The sequence below is a fragment of the Caenimonas terrae genome (assembly GCF_042655405.1).
Lineage (GTDB): Bacteria > Pseudomonadota > Gammaproteobacteria > Burkholderiales > Burkholderiaceae_C > Ramlibacter > Ramlibacter terrae_A.
The window spans coordinates 59,898-76,703 of sequence record NZ_JBHSMF010000010.1; the positions used below are offsets into that span (position 1 = coordinate 59,898).

A 16,806-nucleotide genomic window follows, 5' to 3' on the forward strand; every position below is an offset into this window, starting at 1 on the left:
CCATGAACAACACCAAACCCCTTCGCATCGGCATCCTCAACGGCGACGACATCGGCCACGAGATCGTCCCGGCTTCGGTCGACATCAGCCGCGCCGCCGCCGAACTGCACGGCGTCGCGATCGACTGGCAGCCGCTGCCGATCGGCCGGACCGCGCTCGACACGCACGGCCACACCCTGCCACCCGGGACGCTGGAGGCGCTCAGGACCCTGGACGGCTGGATCCTCGGCCCGATCGGCCATCGGGCCTATCCCAGGCTGCCCGAAGCGATCAACCCGCACCCGATCCTGCGCAAGTCGTTCAACCTGTTCGCCAACGTGCGGCCGACCCGCTCCTATGCTGGCATCGGTTGCCTGCAGGACAACGTGGACCTGGTGATCGTGCGCGAGAACAACGAGGGCTTCCAGCCCGATCGCAACATGTTCATGGGATCGGGAGAGTTCCGGCCCACGGACGAAGTGACCCTGTCGGTGCGTGTCATCACGCGCACCGGCAGCCGGCGCGTCGCCCGGGCCGCGTTCGAGCTGGCGCGCCAGCGGCGCAATCACCTGACCTACGTGCACAAGGACACGGTCTTCAAGCTCGGCTGCGGCATGTTCGTGGAGGAGTGCCTCAAGCTCGCGCCGGAATACCCGGACGTGCTGGTCGACGACGTGATCGTCGACACGATGGCGATGCGGCTGGTGCGCGACCCGCAGTCGTTCGACGTGGTGGTCACCACCAACATGTTCGGCGACATCCTCTCGGACCTGGCGGCCGGCCTGGTCGGCGGCCTGGGCATGGCGCCGGGACTGTGCATCGGCGACGGCGACGTCGCCATGGCGCAGGCCACGCACGGCTCCGCGCCCGACATCGCGGGCAAGGGCATCGCCAACCCGTACGCGATGATGGAATCGACCCGGATGATGTTCGACTGGCTCGGCCACAGCCGCGCCAACGCGGGCGCGGTGCGCATGGCCGCCTCCATGGCGCGCGCCATCACCGAAGCCGTGGGCGACGCCCGGGCCCGCACCGGCGACATCCGCGGCCAGGGCAACACCCACTCGATGACGCAGGCCGTGCTGCGCGGGCTGCGCGCGTGATCGGCAACCAGGAGCAAATCCCGATGGAACAACGACCGGTGATCGGCCTGATGCTGGGCGACGTGACGGGCATCGGCCCGGAGGTCGCGGTCAAGCTGCTGCAGCGGCCCGAGACGCACCAGCTGGCGCGCGTGGTCGTGGTGGGCGACCTGCGGGTGCTGCGGCTGGGCATGGCCGACGCCCGCGCAGCGCTGGACTTCAAGGTGGTCCGCTCGCTGGCGGAGATCGACTGGTCGGACCGCGCGATTGCGGTGATCGACCTGGCCAACACCGACCCGGCGGACTTCGAGCGCGGGGCGCTGTCGGCGCAAGCCGGCCGGCGCGCCGGCGAAACGCTCAAGTGGATGACCGAACGCGCGATCGAGGGCGAGCTCGATGGCATCTGCTTCGCGCCGCTGAACAAGGCGGCCTTGAGCCGGGGCGGGTTCGCGTTCAACGACGAGCACGCGCTGTTCGCCCACTGGAACGGGCACGCCGGCTATTACGGCGAGATCAACGTCATCCCGCAGTTCAGCACCTTCCGGGTGACGTCGCACGTGAGCCTGCGCACGGCGGTGGACATGGTCACGCCCGACCGGATCCGCGGCGCCGTGACGCTGGCCCACGCCACCTTGCGGGCCTTCGGCCATGCGCAGCCGCGCATCGGGGTGGCGGCGCTGAACCCCCATGCGGGCGAGTCCGGGCTGTTCGGCGACGAGGAGATCCGGGTGATCCGCCCGGCGCTGCAGCGGCTGCGCGACGAGGGCCTGCAGACGCAGGGGCCGCTGCCTTCCGACACGGTCTTCCTCAAGGCGGTGAAAGGCGACCTCGACGCCGTGGTGATCATGTACCACGACCAGGGGCAGATCGCCACCAAGCTGCTGGGCTTCTTCGAGGGCGTGACCATCACCGGCGGCCTGGCGACGACCTACACGACGCCGGCCCACGGCACGGCCTACGACATCGTCGGCCAGGGCAAGGCGAACGTCGGCGCCATCAGCAAGGCGTTCGAGCTGTGCACCACGATCGCCGCGCAGAAGAAAAGGCCCGTGGCGCCGGCCTAGCCTCTTTCCATCCAGCAAGCCTCTCGGGAGACAAACCATGATCAATCGCCGCATCGCGTGTGCCAGTCTCGCCCTCGCGCCTTTGGCGCAGCCCTGGGCGCAGGCCTTTCCCGTTCGGCCCATCCAGATGCTGGTGGGCTTTGCGCCCGGCGGCGGCGCCGACCTGGTCGCGCGCGTGCTGGCCCCGCACCTGGTGCAGGAACTCGGGCAGCCGGTGATCGTCGAGAACCGGCCCGGCGTCGGCGGCAACGTCGCAACGCGTTACCTGGCGACCGAGGCCAAGGCGGACGGCCACACCATCCTGATGGGGACGATCGCGGCGCTGGCCATCAACCCGAACCTCTACAAGGAGAAGATCGGGTACGACCCGGACCGCGACCTGGCGCCGATCACCAACGCCGTCGATTCGTGCAACGTGCTGGTCGTGCCGGCGAGTTCGCCCTTGCACGACGTCAGCCAGCTGGTCGCGGCGTGCAGGACCGCGAGCTCGCTCACCTATGGATCGTCCGGCGTCGGCACCGCCGGGCACCTGGCGGGCGTGCTGCTGTCGTCGTTGACCGGCACCAAGCCGCTGCATGTTCCGTACAAGAGCGGCGGCGGACTCATGACGGCCATGCTGTCGGGCGAAGTCGACTTCTCGTTCGCCAGCGGTGTCACCGCCCTGGCGCAGGTGCGCGGCGGCAAGCTGCGTGCGCTGGCGGTGACGACCGCCAGGCGCGCCGCGGAGCTTGCGCAGGTGCCGACCATGGTCGAAGCCGGCGTGGCCGGATTCGTGTCGAACAACTGGTACGGCATCGTGGCGCCCGCGGCGACGCCGCGCCCGGTGATCGACCGGCTCAATGCCGCATGCGTCAAGGTGCTTGGCAAGCCCGAGGTCGTGGCGGCCCTGCGGGCCCAGGTGCTCGAGGCGTCGCCGATGTCGCCCGACGAATTCGGCACCTTCATGCGGGCCGAGCGGGCCAAGTGGGGCAAGCTGATTCGCGAGGCCGGCGTCACGCTGGAGTCCGTATAAGCAAATCCTATAGCGGCTCAAGGAATTCAGTAGTTTCGCTCGGGGAACGTGCGCCCTAGACTGCGCCCAAGCAATGCGGCAGCGCCCACTTCTTGTGCGGTCCGAGACACGCAACGCAACGGGGGCAACCGTGGAACCGACAGCGTCGAAGAACATCAGTTTCGTCAGCCACAGCGACATGGGCGGCCGTGCCGACGGCGTGCAGATCATGGTCCATCGCGGCTATGCGTATGTGGGCCACGGCTTCAGCAACGGCATCTCGGTCATCGACGTGCGCGACCCGCGCAAGCCCAGGCCGGTCAACTTCATCGCGTGCCCGCCCGGCACCCGCGCGCTGCACCTGCAGACGCATGGCGACCTGCTGCTGGCCGTCAACGCGCCGAGCGTGTGGACGATGCAGGAATTCCAGCAGGACGAGAAGACCTACTTCGGCGCCTCGCCCGCCGACAGCCTGAAGCGCCAGGCCGGCAAGTTCACCTCCGGCCTGCGGGTGTACGACATCTCCAGCCCGGAGCAGCCGCGCGAGATCGGCTTCATGCCGGTGCACGGCATCGGCCCGCACCGGCTCTGGTACGTGGGCGGGCGTTACGCCTATGCCTCCATCCACTTCGCGGACTTCACGGACCACGTCTTCAGCGTCATCGACCTGAAGGATCCCACCCGGCCGGAAGTCGTGGGGCGCTGGTGGCTGCCCGGCATGTGGAGCGGCGGCGGCGAGGCGCCGACCTGGCCCAAGGGCAAGCGCTACGCCCTGCATCACGCGCTGGTGGCGGGCGACCTTGCGTTCGGCGCCTGGCGCGACGGCGGGCTGACCATCCTGGACATCAAGGACCCGACCCAGCCCAAGCTGCTGGCGCACCGCAACACCGACCCGCCGTTCGGCGGCATGACGCATTCGCCGCTGCCCTTGCCCGACCGCAACCTGCTGATCGTCGGCGACGAAGCGACGGCGCCGAACTGCAGCGAAGGGCTGCGCTACATCTGGGTCTGCGACATCCGGGAGCCGTCCAATCCCGTCACCATCGCCACGATGCCGCAACCGCAGGAGGCTGACTACTGCGCCAAGGGCGGCAACTTCGGCTCCCACAACCTGCACGAGAACCGGCCCGGCGCCTTCCAGAGCTCGCGCCTGGTCTTCGCCACCTACTACAACGCCGGCGTGCGCGTCTTCGACATCGAGAACCCGTTCCGGCCGCAAGAGGTGGGCTACTACGTGCCGCCAAATCCGACCCGGATGATGGACCCGCGGCCGAACCGGCCCCAGGTGATCCAGTGCTGCGACTGCTACGTGGACCGCGAAGGGTTCATGTACCTGACGGACCCCAACGCGGGGCTGAACATCCTGCATTACGACGGTCCGCTGGTCTGAGGCGAGATCCAGAGATTCACGACAGCAAAACGAGGAGACAAGAGATGAACATTCCATCCTTCGGGAGGGTGCTTGCCGCTGCGGCCGCGATGGCCGTCCTGGCCGCCCACGCGCAGCAGACGGTCAACATGCCGATCGTCGTGGAGCTCACCGGCGGCGGCGCGGTGTCGGGGACCAACTGGCGCGACGGCGCCACCATGGCCATCGACGAGATCAACGCCAAGGGCGGCATCCTCGGGCGCAAGATCGTCACCAGCGTTGCCGACACCCAGAGCAACCCGGGCGTCTCGCGGGCGCAGGTCCAGCGCGCCATCGACGCCGATCCCTACGTGATCCTCGGGCCGATCTTCTCGGGCTCGGTCAAGGTCAACATGCTGCTGGCGCAGCAGGCCGAGGTGCCGCAGTTCTCCGGCGGCGAGGCGGCCGAACTGACGCAGATGGGCAACCCGTATTTCTTCCGCACCTCGTTCGGTCAGCAGATCGCGATGCCCAAGATCGTGAACTACCTGGCCGACGGCCTGAAGGCCAAGAGCGTGGCGATCGTCTGGGTCAACAACGACTTCGGCAAGGGCGGCCGCGACGGCTTCCTCAAGGCTGCGGCCGCCAGAGGCATCAAGGTGGCAGCGGACATCTCCACCGAGCAGGGGCAGGTGGACTTCGCCGCCGACGTCGTCAAGGTCAAGAACGCGAAACCCGACGCGCTGTTCATCTACCTGAACGAAGAGGAAAGCGCCCGCATGCTGCGCGAGGCCCGCAAACAGGCGGTGGCGGTGCCGATCATCGGCGACACCAACCTCCTGAGCCAGAAGGTGGTGGAACTGGCGGGCGATGCCGCCAACGGCGTGCGCGGCCACATCTCCCTGTCCGCCGAAGCACCGATTCCCGCCGTGCAGGAATTCCGCGCGAGATTCCTGAACCGCTTCAAGTACGTGCCGGACCACAACGGCATCAAGGGCTACACGGCGGTCTACGCCGTGAAGTACGCGACGCAGAAGCAGGGCAAGTTCGACCGCAAGCTGCTGGCCAAGACCATGCACGGGCTGACGATCACGCCCAAGGACGAGCCCGGAATCCTGATGGAGACCAGCTGGGACGACAAGGGCGAGGTGGACCGCATCAGCTTCCTGGGCGAGGTGGTGGGCGGCAAGCAGACCATGGTGCAGACGCTGCCCAAGCTGGGCAAGTAGCCGCCAGACCAGCGGCGGCGCACGCGTGCCGCCGCTCTCCCGGGCGCCGGCCGCCCCGCAACGCACACATCCTATGCAGCAACTCGTTCAACTGCTGGTGGCCGGGCTCGCCACCGGGGCGATCTACGCCCTGGTCGCGGTCGGCTTCATGCTGATCTGGCAGACCTCGCAGACCATCAACTTCGCCCAGGGCGAGTTCGTGATGGTGCCGGCGTTCTTCGCGCTGGCCGCGATGAAATGGGGCGGCCTGTCGCTGGTGGCGTCACTCGGGGTGGCGCTCGCGGTCTCGGTGATCCTGCTCGGCGTGGTGTTCAAGTACCTGCTGGTGAACCCGATGCTCAAGCACGGCGTGCTGCCGCTGGTGATCTCCACCGTCGCCCTGTCGATCCTGATCAAGGAAGGCGTGCGGGAGTTCTACGGGGCCGAGGCGCAGCCGTTCCCGGTGCTCTGGAACTCGGCCGACATCAACATCTTCGGCATGCCGGTGTCGGCGCAGAGCCTGGTCATCCTGGCCGTCGCCGTGGTCGTGGTGACGGCGCTGCAGCTGTTCCTGGGCCACACCCGGCTCGGCCGCTGCATGCAGGCCACGGCCCAGAACCCGCCGGTCGCATTGATCCTGGGCATTCCGGTGGAGCGCATGATCCTGTTGACCTTCGTGATCAATGCGGCCCTGGTCGCCGTCGCCTCGGTCCTGATCAGCCCGATTTACCTGGCGAAATTCACCAACGGCGAAACCCTGGGCCAGGCCGCCTTCATCGCCGCGATCGTCGGCGGCTTCAACCAGGCGCGAGGCGCGATCGCCGGCGGCCTGATCCTGGGCGTGCTGGACAACCTGGCGGCGGTCTACATCTCGGCGCAATACCGCGGCGCGATCCCGCTGTTCCTGCTGATCTTCGTGATCCTGTTCCGGCCCGAGGGGCTGTTCGGACGGCGCGTGGAGCGCACCGTATGAGCCGCAGGAGCCAGATTGTCCTGGGCTGCCTGGCAGCGCTGACGCTGCTGCTGGCGCCGCTGGCGATGAAGCCGTACGGCATCTACGTCATGACCCTGTGGGTGGTGATGACGATCGCCGCCGTCGGCCTGAACCTCACGCTCGGCTACGCCGGGCAGATCTCGCTGGCGCAGGCGGCCTTCGTCGGCGTCGGCGCCTATTCGGTGGCGATCCTCATGAGCCACGGCGGCTCCTTCTGGCTCGGGCTGCTGCTCGCCGTGGGCCTTTGCCTGGCGCTGGGCTGGCTGCTCGGGTACCCGGCGCTGCGCGTGCAGCATCACTACCTGGCTTTCGTGACGCTGAGCTTCTCGACGCTGGCGTACCTCGTGTTCCGCAACGAGGAATGGCTGACCGGCGGCACCTACGGCCTGTCGGGAATCAAGCGCCCGATGCTGCTGTGGTGGAAGACGGACTCGCCCTACGCGTACTACCTGTTCTGCCTCGCAGCGCTGGCGGTGGTGACGGCGCTGGTGGCCTGGATCGTGCGTTCCCCCTGGGGCAGGGCCTTCACGGCGCTGCGCGAGAACCCGGTGCGCGCCTCCTCGCTCGGCGTGGACACCCGCCGCTACACCCTGATGGCGTTCGCGATCGGCTCGACCCTCGGCGGCGTGGCGGGCGCGCTGTACGCGCCGCTGGTGCAGTTCGTCGATCCCTCGATGTTCATCCTGAACCTGTCGCTGAGCCTGCTGCTGATGGTCATCGTCGGCGGTGCGGGCTTCTTCTTCGGACCGTACCTGGGCGCGCTGGTGGCGGTGCTGCTGCCCGAATGGCTGCGCTTTTCGGAAGGCATGTACCTCATCGTCTATGCGCTGCTGGTGATGGTCCTGCTGGCGTTCTGCCCGACCGGGTTGCTGGGCCTGTTGCGGCGCGGCCGCAGCGTGGTGGTCCGGCGCACCCACCAGCTGGCGCCGGAACCGGCCCCGCCGGCCGAAGGAGAAGGCAAGTGACGCCGGTGCTGCAGGTGAGCCATCTGACCAAGAGCTTCGGCGGGATCCAGGCCGTGGACGACGTGTCGCTGGAGGTCCGCCAGGGCGAGATCCTCGGCCTGATCGGCCCCAACGGCTCGGGCAAGTCCACCTTGTTCAACTGCATCCTCGGGCAGCTGCAGGCGACCGCGGGCGAGATCCGGCTGGACGGCGAGCCGATCGTGGGCCTGCGGCCCAGCGACCTCAGCCGGCGCGGCGTCGGCCGCACGTTCCAGCTGCTGCAGGTGTTCCCGCAGCTGACCGTGGTGGAGAACCTGATCGTCGCCGGCCAGGAGCACGTGGGATCGATGTGGAGCCGGCTGGTCGGCAGGCGTGACTGCGGCCTCACGGACCGGGCCCGGCAGATGGTCGATTTCTTCCTGCTCTCGCACGTTGCGCAGGAGTACGCGGGCAACCTCAGCTACGGCCAGCAGAAGCTGCTCGACGCGGCCATGGCCTTCATGGCGGAGCCGCGGCTGGTGCTGCTCGACGAGCCGGCCGGCGGGGTGAACCTGACGATGCTGGCCGGGCTGCGCGAGCGCCTGATCGCCATCAACGCACGCGAGAACGTTTCCTTCGTGGTGATCGAACACAACATGGAGTTCGTCATGGGCCTGTGCACGCGGATCCTGGTGCTCGCGGAAGGGCGGATCATCGCCGAGGGCACGCCGGACCAGGTGCGCCGCGATCCACGCGTCATCGAGGCCTACCTTGGCCACTGACACCTCCCCCATCCTGGCGCTGGACGCGGTGGTCGGCGGCTACGGCAAGGTCACGATCCTGAACGGCACCACGTTCCAGATCGCCCGCGGCGCGATCACGACGGTGATCGGGCCCAACGGCGCCGGCAAGTCGACTGTCTTCAAGGCGATCTTCGGCCTGCTCACGCTGCGTGCCGGTCGGATCACGTTCGACGGGCAGGACGTGACCGGGCTGGCACCGGCCAGCCTGCTCAAGCTCGGCATCAGCTACGTCCCGCAGGGCCGCAACATCTTTCCCGAGCTGTCGGTGCTGCACAACCTGGAACTGGGCGGGTACGCCGCGCCGCGCGGCGTCAAGCTGCGCGAGCGCATCGACACCGTGCTGGACCGCTTTCCGGCCCTGCGCAGCCGGGCCAAGGTGCAGGCCAGCACGCTGTCGGGCGGGCAGCAGAAGCTGCTGGAGATCGCCCGGGCCCTGTTGCTGGAGCCCAAGCTGCTCCTGATCGACGAACCCTCGATCGGCCTGTCGCCGCTGATGGTGCAGGAGACCTTCGACATCCTCGCCGACATGCGCGATCGCGGCGTGTCGGTGCTGATGGTGGAACAGAACGCCAGAAGCGCGCTGCAACGGTCCGACTACGGGCTGGTGCTCGAACTGGGCGAGACGCGGCTGCATGACCGGGCCGCGACCATCCTGGCCGATCCCCGGGTCGGCCAGCTGTTCCTGGGCGCGGGCATGGGCAACACCGCGGCCGGCGCGCCAGGGTGACGGGTCGGGCGGGTGGCAGTTTCCGCAAGAAGAGCAGGGCCGCTGCGGCGGCCCATCACAACCAAAGGGCCGACACGGCCGTTAAAAACGAGGGACAAGGCATGGGCAAAGCAAAGTGTTTCCTGAAATTGCCACTGGCGCTGGCCGCGGCAACCCTGGTGGCCGGCCAGGCGATGGCGCAGAACGCCTCGAACGTCGTGCTTTACGGCGTGGTGGACGAATTCGTCACGCACATCAAGGTCGAAGGCGCCGGGGCGGTCACCCGCCTGGATTCCAGTGGCCTGCTGGCGTCGCGCTGGGGGATGCGCGGGCGCGAGGACCTGGGGGCCGGCCTGGCGGCCAATTTCGCGCTGGAGTACGGCTTCAATGCGGACAACGGATCGGCGGCGGACGCGAACCGGCCCTTCAACCGGCAGTCGTGGGCCGGGATGTCGGGTTCCTGGGGCGAGTTCCGCCTGGGACGCCAGAACACGCCGCAGTTCTTCATGAACGGGAAATTCGACGCCTTCGGCGGTGCCACCCAGGCGTCCGGCTGGAACAACGTGACGGGGACGGCGCCTCGCGTCGACGATGCCGTGGGCTACTTCACCCCGGTGCTGGCCAACGTGAAAGCCCAGGTGCTGTACGCGCGCGGCGCCATCGCAGGCGCGCCGGTGGCGGCGGAAAGCCGGGCCAACCGGAACATCCACACGGCCGTGGAGTACGAGATCCCGCGCCTGTATGTCGGCTTGAACCACGAGATCATCGACAACCAGTCGCTGGCGTTTTCGCAGCGCAGGCTGGGCCTGGGCGCCTCCTACGCCGTCACGAGTCGCTGGCGGATCTATGCCGCAACGGGGAGGGAGACGCGCAGCGACGGCAGCCTGAACCAGAACCTGTACGCGATCTCGGCGGGCTGGCAGCTCACGCCTGCCTCGAACCTGGCATTCGGCTACTTCAAGCTGAAGGATCGGCTGTCGGGCGCCGGCCACGGTGATGCCGACCAGACCAGCGTGCTGTACCGCTACTCCCTGTCCAAGCGCACCACCATCTACAGCGCGCTGTCTCACCTGCAGCAGCACGGGCTGCGCAACAACCTCTCGCTGGGCGGCGCGGCGGTCGTGGCGGCCGGGGCGCGGCCGACGACAGCGGTGCCGGGCGGCTCGATCGACGCGTTGCAGCTGGGCATCACGCACAGCTTCTGAGGCGCAGGACGGCGCCTGCCTTCGCGGGCGCCGCCCGGTCAGGCGGTCTCCAGTTCCTTTGTCGCCACGACCGCTTGCGACCCGGTGAGCGCGCAGCGGATGGCGTCGTCCACCGTTTCCAGCGGGACGAATTCCATCGCGGCGCGGGTGCTTTCCGGCACCTCGCGCAGGTCCTTCAGGTTGCGCGCCGGCAGCATCACGGTGCGCAGGCCGGCCCGCTGCGCCGCGAGGATCTTGTCCTTGACGCCGCCCACCGGCAGCACCAGGCCGCGCAGGCTGATCTCGCCGGTCATCGCCACGTCGTGGCGCACCGGCCGGCCGCTGAACAGCGAGGCCAGCGCGATGAACATCGCCACCCCGGCGCTGGGGCCGTCCTTGGGAATGGCGCCGGCCGGGATGTGCATGTGCAGGTCCATGCCTTCCAGGGCGGACGCCTCGATGCCCAGGCCGGCAGCGCGCGACTTGAGCAGCGTGATGGCGGCCTCGGCGCTTTCCTTCATCACGGAGCCGAGCTGGCCGGTCAGTGTCAGCCGGCCGTTGCCGGCCACCCGCGTGGCCTCGATGAACAGGATCTCGCCGCCCACCGGGGTCCAGGCCAGGCCGGTGGCGACGCCGGCGACGCCGCTGCGCAGGGCGACCTCGCGCTCGTACTTCGGCGGCCCCAGGATGGCGTCGAGCTGGGCCGGTTCGATCTGCACCCTGTCGGCGGAGCCTTCCGCCACCTTCATCGCCGCGTGCCGCATGACGCGGCCGATCTCGCGCTCCAGCTGGCGCACGCCGGCCTCGCGGGTGTGGTCGGACACGATCGCCGTCAGCGCCTCGGCGCTGATGTCGCACTGGCCCTCCTGCAGGCCGTTGGCCTCGCGCTGGCGCCGCACCAGGTAGGCCTGCGCGATCTGCACCTTTTCTTCCTGGGTGTAGCCGGGCAGCTCGATCACCTCCATGCGGTCGCGCACCGGTCCGGGAACGTCGTCGATCACGTTGGCGGTGGCGATGAACACCACCCGGCTCAGGTCGAAGGGCACGCCCAGGTAGTTGTCGCGGAAGCTGCTGTTCTGCTCCGGATCGAGCACCTCCAGCAGGGCCGCGGACGGGTCGCCATGGGCGCTGGCCGTGACCTTGTCGACCTCGTCGAGCATCATCACGCAGTCGCGGGCGCCAGCCTTGCGCAGGCTCTGCACGATGTTGCCGGGCAGGGCGCCGATGTAGGTGCGGCGGTGGCCGCGGATCTCGGCCTCGTCGTGCACGCCGCCCAGCGACACCCGCACGAAGGGCCGCTCCAGCGCGCGGGCGATGCTCTGGCCGAGCGAGGTCTTGCCCACGCCCGGCGGCCCGACGAAGCACAGGATCGGGGCGCGGCCGGTCGGGTTGAGCTTGCGCACCGCCAGGAACTCGACGATGCGCTGCTTGACCTTCTCCAGCCCGAAGTGGTCGGCTTCCAGGATGCGGCGGGCGGCCTGCAGGTCGATCGGCGTTTCCGTCGGCTGGGCCCACGGCAGCTCGATCATCCACTCCAGGTAGGTGCGCAGCATGGAGCTTTCGCCGGCGGCGTCCGGCAGGCGCTGCAGCCGCTGCAGTTCCTTGCGCGCGTGCGCCTCCACCTCGGCGGGCATGCCGGCCTTGGCAATGGCCGCTTCGAGCTGGGCGAACTCCTCCTTGTCGCCGTCGTCCTCGCCCAGTTCCTGCTGGATGGTCCGCAGCTGCTCGCGCAGCAGGTACTTGCGCTGGCGGTCGTCCAGCTGCTCCTTGGTGCGTTCGCCGATCTCGCGCGACAGCCGCAGCACCTCGGTGCGGTGCGACAGCAGGTGCAGCAGCTTGCCCACCCGGTCGGCGGTGGCGATGGTTTCGAGCAGGGCCTGCTTCTCGACCACTTCGGCGTCCAGCACGCTGGCCGTGATGTCGGCCAGTTCGGCCGTGCCGCGGGTGGTCTGCAGCGCCTGGACCAGCTCCGCCGGCACGCTGGGCAGCAGCGACAGCAGTTCCAGCGCGCGTTCGCGCAGCTGCATCGCCAGCGCCTGGGCTTCGGCCGAATCGTCGGCCGGCTCCTCGATCACCTCGACCTTCACGGCGATGAAGGGAAAGCCGGGGACCGACTCCACCAGCCGGACCCGCTGGGTGCCCTGGCACACCGCGTGGTGCAGTTTTTCCTGCTGCTTCAGGTGCTGCACCACCATGGCCAGGGAGCCGATGGCGTGCAGGTCCTCGATGGACGGATCGTCCTGCTCGGGAACCTTCTGCAGCACGATCACCACCGGCGCTCCCGCCGCGATCGCGTGTTCCAGCGCGGCCAGCGAACGGGGGCGGCCGACGCTGATCGGCGCGATCACATGCGGGAACAGGACCAGGTTGCGCATCGGGATCAATGCGACCACGCCGGGCGGCAGTTCCAGCGGGCTGGGGGCGGCAGTATCCATGACATTCCTCTCATGGCCCGGGGACTCGCCGGGCAGTCGACAGACATGCTAGGCGGCGCCCCGTGGCACGAGTTTGATCTGGATCAGCGACAGGACCGGCGCGCCGCACTACAGTGAATCTGCCACCGTGTGAAGGGCGATCCCGACGACGCTGCGGGAAGGGTGACGAGACGGGGCCGGTCCGCCGGCCCGGGTTGCCGTGACGCCGCGCGCCACGGCTGTCACCCGTATGGCAGGCGGGCCGATGGAACCCGACATGCGGTGGCCTTTTTTTGCCAGGCGCCTGCGCCCGGCGCGCTCAGTGGCCGGCGATGAAGCCGGCCGGCACTTCGCCCGTGTACTCCAGTTCGCGCGTGGCCTGGTAAGACAGCGCAAATCCGATCGGCTGCGTCGCTTCTTCCGTCAGGTGGCCGACCAGGCCGGCGGTGCGCGCCACGATGGGGACGCCGCGCAGCGCCGCCAGCGGGAAGCCGACCCCGAGCAGCACCGCCGGGATGGCCGCCGACACGTTGAGCTTGAGCGACTTGCCGACGATCTCGGGAATCACCTGTTCCACCACCTCGGCGATCGCCACGAAGCGCAGGTCGGCGCCGCTGTCGCGGGCGACGGCAAACAGTGCGTCGACGCGGGGATCCCGTTCCTTGTGCAGCGGATGGCCGTAGCCGGCGATGGCGCGCTTGGCCTGGCGCCACTCGCCCACCACGGCGCGCGCCGCCGTCTGCAGGTCGCCGCCGGGGCCGGCGCGGCGGTCGATCTCGTCGAACAGGCGGCCGGCCGTTTCCGAGGCGCCCAGGATGACCGAGCCACAACCCAGGATGCCGGCGGCGACGGCGCCCTGCAGTGCGTCCGGCGCCGCGGCGTAGGTCATGCGGCTGGCCTGCACGCTGGGCACCAGGCCGTGTTCGGCGATCGCCACCAGCGTCGCGTCGAGCACCCGCGAAGCCGCCGGCCCGGGCATCTTGCCGGTCACCAGCAGGAAGAAGTAGTCGGTGAACGAGGTCTTGCCGATCAGGTCCTGGCACAGGTCCTTGCCGCGCACCACGATCGTGTGTTCGTTGGCGGTGCAGATCGCCGACCTGGGCTGCGTTTCCTTGCCGATTTTCATGCTGGTTCCTTGAGGTGAGCGGGTGGGCGACAGCTTAAGGGACCTTGACCAGCAACAGAAGTGATGTCCGTCCATCGATACCAGCGATGGCATCGATGGTGGGTTCAGCCGCCGCCGTCGAAGGCGCTGCGCAGCGCGGCGACGTCGAACTTGACCATCTTCATCATCGCCAGCGCCGCCCGCGCCGCCCTGGCGCGGTCGGGATGCGCCATCAGCTCGCCCAGGATCGAGGGCACGATCTGCCAGCACAGGCCGAAGCGGTCCCTGATCCAGCCGCATTGCTCGGGCGTGCCGCCGCCCTGGAGCAGCGCCTCCCAGTAGCGGTCGATCTCGGCCTGGTCCTCGCAGTTCACGACGAAAGAGACTGCGTGGTTGAACGGGTCCAGCGGGCCGGCCGTGATCGCCAGGAACTCCTGGCCGAACAGGTCGAATTCGACCATCCGCACCGAGCCCGCCGGGCCGCTGGGGGAATCGATCGGGAGCGTCGTCACGCGCCTGAGCCTGGAGCCCGGGAACACGCTGACGTAGAAGGCGGCGGCCTCTTCGGCCTCCTTGCTGTACCAGAGGTGGGGTGTGATCTTCTGCATGGCGCTTGCTCCTTGGTGGGTGATCGGGTCAGTCGTCGAGCTTGGGATACCAGTCGGTGCCGCGGCCGCCGGGCGTCAGGTCCAGCAGGTTCCACAGTGGCGGACCCGGTCGCCGTCGCGGGTCCAGGCGTCGAGCGCGGGCCATTCGCCGCCGTCCTGGGCCAGGATCCGAGGAAGGCGGTGCACATCGGACAGGGCCGTTCGCGCTGCGGGCCGAACATCCAGAAATAGCTGACCAGCGGGTCGTGCCGGCCGAACAGGTCGGCCAGCGCCACGGTCCTGCCGTTCTCGTCCTCGAACCGGTAGCCCGGCGCCACCCCGCCCGGGGGCAGGGCGCGGCGCTGGGCGGCGACGCGCTCGATGTGGCGCCGCAGCTCCACTTCCTCGGCCAGCAGGGCGCTGCGGGCCGCGCGGTAGTCGGCGCTGTCGTTCGGGTAGGGCTTGCTGGCGGCGGCGGCAAGTTCGGCTGCGGGTCTGAGCTGTGGCATGGGCTGACTCCTTTGCATCACGACGAAAACGCTGCCCGCCGATCGACAGGTCCACGAAAAATACTGCATCGCACGGTCCGGCGGACCACAGGGCTTGCAGCCGCGTCGCACCCGTCGTTCAGCACTGGTCCTACAGGCCGGCGCCGGGCCGCTTCCTAAGATCGCAAACATCGACCGGGAGGCATTTCAAATGGCAGACGGACAGCTGGCAGCGGCAGGCGGCAGCAGGCGCGACCGCATCAACGTGCTCGAGAAGTACGAGCTCAGGGACTGGGCCATCTGCCTGGACACGCCGGCCGCCGCGATCGAGGAGGCGGTGCGCGCGGTCGGCGACCACGTCGACACGGTCGTCACCTACTTGCAGGAGCGTTCGCGCGCCGCCTGAACGGCGCTCGGGCAGACTGTGCCTGCCGGGCGCCGTCCCTTATATTCATGGCTGGCCCGGTCTCCGGACGAGGAAAGGCGCCGCCATGCGAACGATTCCCGCTGCCATCGGCAAGTACGTTGTTGAGCGCGAGATCGGGCGCGGCGCCAGCAGCACCGTGTACCTGGGCTACGACCCGTTCCACCGGCGCCGGGTCGCCATCAAGCAGATCCACGCCCACCTGCTGACCGATCCGGACCAGTTCGCCCGCTACCGGCGCCACCTGCACAAGGAAGCGGCCGTGTCCGGCCGGCTCAACCACCCCCACATCGTCCGGCTGCTGGACGCCGACATCGACGCCGACCCGCCCTACCTGGTGCTGGAATACGTGGACGGCCAGTCGCTGTCCGCCTTCACCACGGTGGAGCGGGCGCTGACGGTGCCGCAGGTGCTGGACCTGGCCTTCAAGTGCTGCGGCGCGCTGGAGCATGCCAACGTGAACGGGCTGGTGCACCGCGACATCAAGCCGGCCAACCTGATCCTGCAGACCAACGGCGTCATCAAGGTGACGGACTTCGGCACCGCCCTGTCGCTGAGCGCGGACACCACCCAGGTGATGGGCCTGGTCGGTTCGCCCTCCTACATGTCGCCGGAGCAGGTGCGCGAGCAGGATTGCACCTACCAGAGCGATATGTTCTCGCTGGCGGTGGTGATGTACGAGCTGCTGACCGGCCGCCGCCCGTTCGAGGGCGAAACCGATTTCGCCACCATGTACCGCATCAACACCGAGCAGCCGTCGCCGCCCAGCCTGCTGCGCGCCGACCTGCCCGAGGCGGTGGACGCGGTGGTAATGCGGGCACTGGCCAAGCGGCCGCAGGATCGCTACGCGACCTGGGCCGAATTCGCCGACGCGCTGCTGTCGGTCAGCCGCAGCATGCCGGCGCGCCGGGCGGTGGAGCGCGAGGGAGAGCGCTTCTCCGAGCTGCGCGGGCTGAACTTCTTCTCCGAGTTCCACGACCCGGCGCTGTGGGAGACGCTGCGGCTGGCCAAGCTCAACACCTTCGCGCGCGGCAGCGTGCTGATGCGCGAGGGCGAGCCCGGCGATTCGTTCTTCGTCATCCTCCAGGGCAAGGTCAGCGTCAGCCGCAATGCCTGGAAGCTCGCCACGCTGCCCTCGGGCGTGACCCTGGGCGAGATGACCTACCTGCATCCGGCCAACAAGGCGCGCAGCGCCACCGCGGTCGCCAACTCCGACGTGCTGGCGCTGGAAATCCGCAACGAGGCGCTGCGCCACGGCTCCGAGGAGCTGCAGGCCAGCTTCGACAAGGCCTTCATCAAGCTGCTGGTGAACCGCCTGATCGACACCACCGCCCAGGTCGGCAGCTGGGACATCCTGGGCGAGGGCAATGCATCCGGCCCGCGGGCTGCATCCTGAGGGGCGGGCCGGCAGCACTTCACAAATCGGCGATTTCTTTACCTCTGCTTGACCGCCTTTGCGACATTGGCCTACAGCTTGCCGTCAGGTTGCGCCTCAACAATGGTCCG

At 68.8% G+C, this 16,806-nt stretch carries 15 protein-coding genes and 1 pseudogene; 12 read left to right on the forward strand and 4 right to left on the reverse strand.

Features of this window, described 5'->3' with window-relative positions; translation table 11 throughout:
* Window positions 1-2: 2 nt before the first annotated feature.
* The 10 genes from ACFPOE_RS19480 to ACFPOE_RS19525 all read left to right on the forward strand — a co-directional run bounded on the left by ACFPOE_RS19480 (window position 3) and on the right by ACFPOE_RS19525 (window position 10,303).
* Window positions 3-1,082 carry an isocitrate/isopropylmalate dehydrogenase family protein gene (locus ACFPOE_RS19480; protein ID WP_376851985.1) on the forward strand — a complete coding sequence of 360 codons (1,080 nt, stop codon included), beginning with the start codon at window positions 3-5 and terminating at the stop codon, window positions 1,080-1,082.
* A 23-nt stretch (window positions 1,083-1,105) separates the two neighbouring features.
* Complete coding sequence (locus tag ACFPOE_RS19485; RefSeq protein WP_376851986.1) at window positions 1,106-2,125, forward strand: PdxA family dehydrogenase; 1,020 nt, start codon at window positions 1,106-1,108, stop codon at window positions 2,123-2,125.
* Window positions 2,126-2,162: 37 nt separating this feature from the next.
* Window positions 2,163-3,137 (forward strand): Bug family tripartite tricarboxylate transporter substrate binding protein, encoded by a 975-nt coding sequence (locus ACFPOE_RS19490; protein ID WP_376851987.1) that lies wholly within the window; start codon window positions 2,163-2,165, stop codon window positions 3,135-3,137.
* Between the two features lie 130 nt (window positions 3,138-3,267).
* Window positions 3,268-4,506: an LVIVD repeat-containing protein gene (locus ACFPOE_RS19495; protein ID WP_376851988.1), complete on the forward strand. Its 1,239-nt coding sequence runs from the start codon at window positions 3,268-3,270 to the stop codon at window positions 4,504-4,506.
* Between the two features lie 44 nt (window positions 4,507-4,550).
* Window positions 4,551-5,693, forward strand: coding sequence for an ABC transporter substrate-binding protein (locus tag ACFPOE_RS19500; protein ID WP_376851989.1), 1,143 nt, complete (start codon window positions 4,551-4,553; stop codon window positions 5,691-5,693).
* A gap of 73 nt (window positions 5,694-5,766) precedes the next feature.
* On the forward strand, window positions 5,767-6,645 hold the full coding sequence (locus ACFPOE_RS19505) for a branched-chain amino acid ABC transporter permease (RefSeq protein WP_376851990.1): 879 nt from the start codon (window positions 5,767-5,769) through the stop codon (window positions 6,643-6,645).
* On the forward strand, window positions 6,642-7,631 hold the full coding sequence (locus ACFPOE_RS19510) for a branched-chain amino acid ABC transporter permease (RefSeq protein ID WP_376851991.1): 990 nt from the start codon (window positions 6,642-6,644) through the stop codon (window positions 7,629-7,631). Before ACFPOE_RS19505 ends, ACFPOE_RS19510 begins: the two co-directional genes overlap by 4 nt.
* The gene (locus tag ACFPOE_RS19515) at window positions 7,628-8,371 is read left to right on the forward strand and encodes an ABC transporter ATP-binding protein (RefSeq protein WP_376851992.1); all 744 of its coding nucleotides are present in this window, start codon (window positions 7,628-7,630) and stop codon (window positions 8,369-8,371) included. Before ACFPOE_RS19510 ends, ACFPOE_RS19515 begins: the two co-directional genes overlap by 4 nt.
* A complete protein-coding gene (locus tag ACFPOE_RS19520) occupies window positions 8,361-9,119 on the forward strand; it encodes an ABC transporter ATP-binding protein (protein WP_376851993.1) in 759 nt (252 codons plus the stop codon). The genes ACFPOE_RS19515 and ACFPOE_RS19520 overlap by 11 nt, the downstream gene beginning before the upstream one ends.
* A 101-nt stretch (window positions 9,120-9,220) precedes the next feature.
* Entirely contained in the window at window positions 9,221-10,303 is a 1,083-nt protein-coding gene (locus ACFPOE_RS19525; protein WP_376851994.1) for a porin, read from the forward strand.
* A gap of 38 nt (window positions 10,304-10,341) precedes the next feature.
* Here ACFPOE_RS19525 and lon read toward each other — a convergent pair whose 3' ends face one another.
* The 4 genes and pseudogenes from lon to ACFPOE_RS19545 all read right to left on the reverse strand — a co-directional run.
* A complete protein-coding gene (gene lon, locus ACFPOE_RS19530; RefSeq protein ID WP_376851995.1) occupies window positions 10,342-12,717 on the reverse strand; it encodes an endopeptidase La in 2,376 nt (791 codons plus the stop codon).
* A gap of 298 nt (window positions 12,718-13,015) precedes the next feature.
* Entirely contained in the window at window positions 13,016-13,822 is an 807-nt protein-coding gene (locus tag ACFPOE_RS19535; RefSeq protein WP_376851996.1) for a citryl-CoA lyase, read from the reverse strand.
* 104 nt (window positions 13,823-13,926) lie between these two features.
* Complete coding sequence (locus tag ACFPOE_RS19540; protein WP_376851997.1) at window positions 13,927-14,409, reverse strand: VOC family protein; 483 nt, start codon at window positions 14,407-14,409, stop codon at window positions 13,927-13,929.
* A gap of 161 nt (window positions 14,410-14,570) precedes the next feature.
* Window positions 14,571-14,915 (reverse strand): annotated as a pseudogene (locus tag ACFPOE_RS19545) (DUF899 family protein); the annotation flags it as partial.
* A gap of 172 nt (window positions 14,916-15,087) precedes the next feature.
* Between ACFPOE_RS19545 and ACFPOE_RS19550 the strand changes: the two are divergent.
* Together ACFPOE_RS19550 and ACFPOE_RS19555 are read left to right on the forward strand one after the other, a co-directional pair.
* The gene (locus ACFPOE_RS19550) at window positions 15,088-15,282 is read left to right on the forward strand and encodes a DUF3606 domain-containing protein (protein WP_376851998.1); all 195 of its coding nucleotides are present in this window, start codon (window positions 15,088-15,090) and stop codon (window positions 15,280-15,282) included.
* An 85-nt stretch (window positions 15,283-15,367) separates the two neighbouring features.
* The gene (locus tag ACFPOE_RS19555) at window positions 15,368-16,696 is read left to right on the forward strand and encodes a protein kinase domain-containing protein (protein ID WP_376851999.1); all 1,329 of its coding nucleotides are present in this window, start codon (window positions 15,368-15,370) and stop codon (window positions 16,694-16,696) included.
* Window positions 16,697-16,806 lie beyond the last annotated feature (110 nt).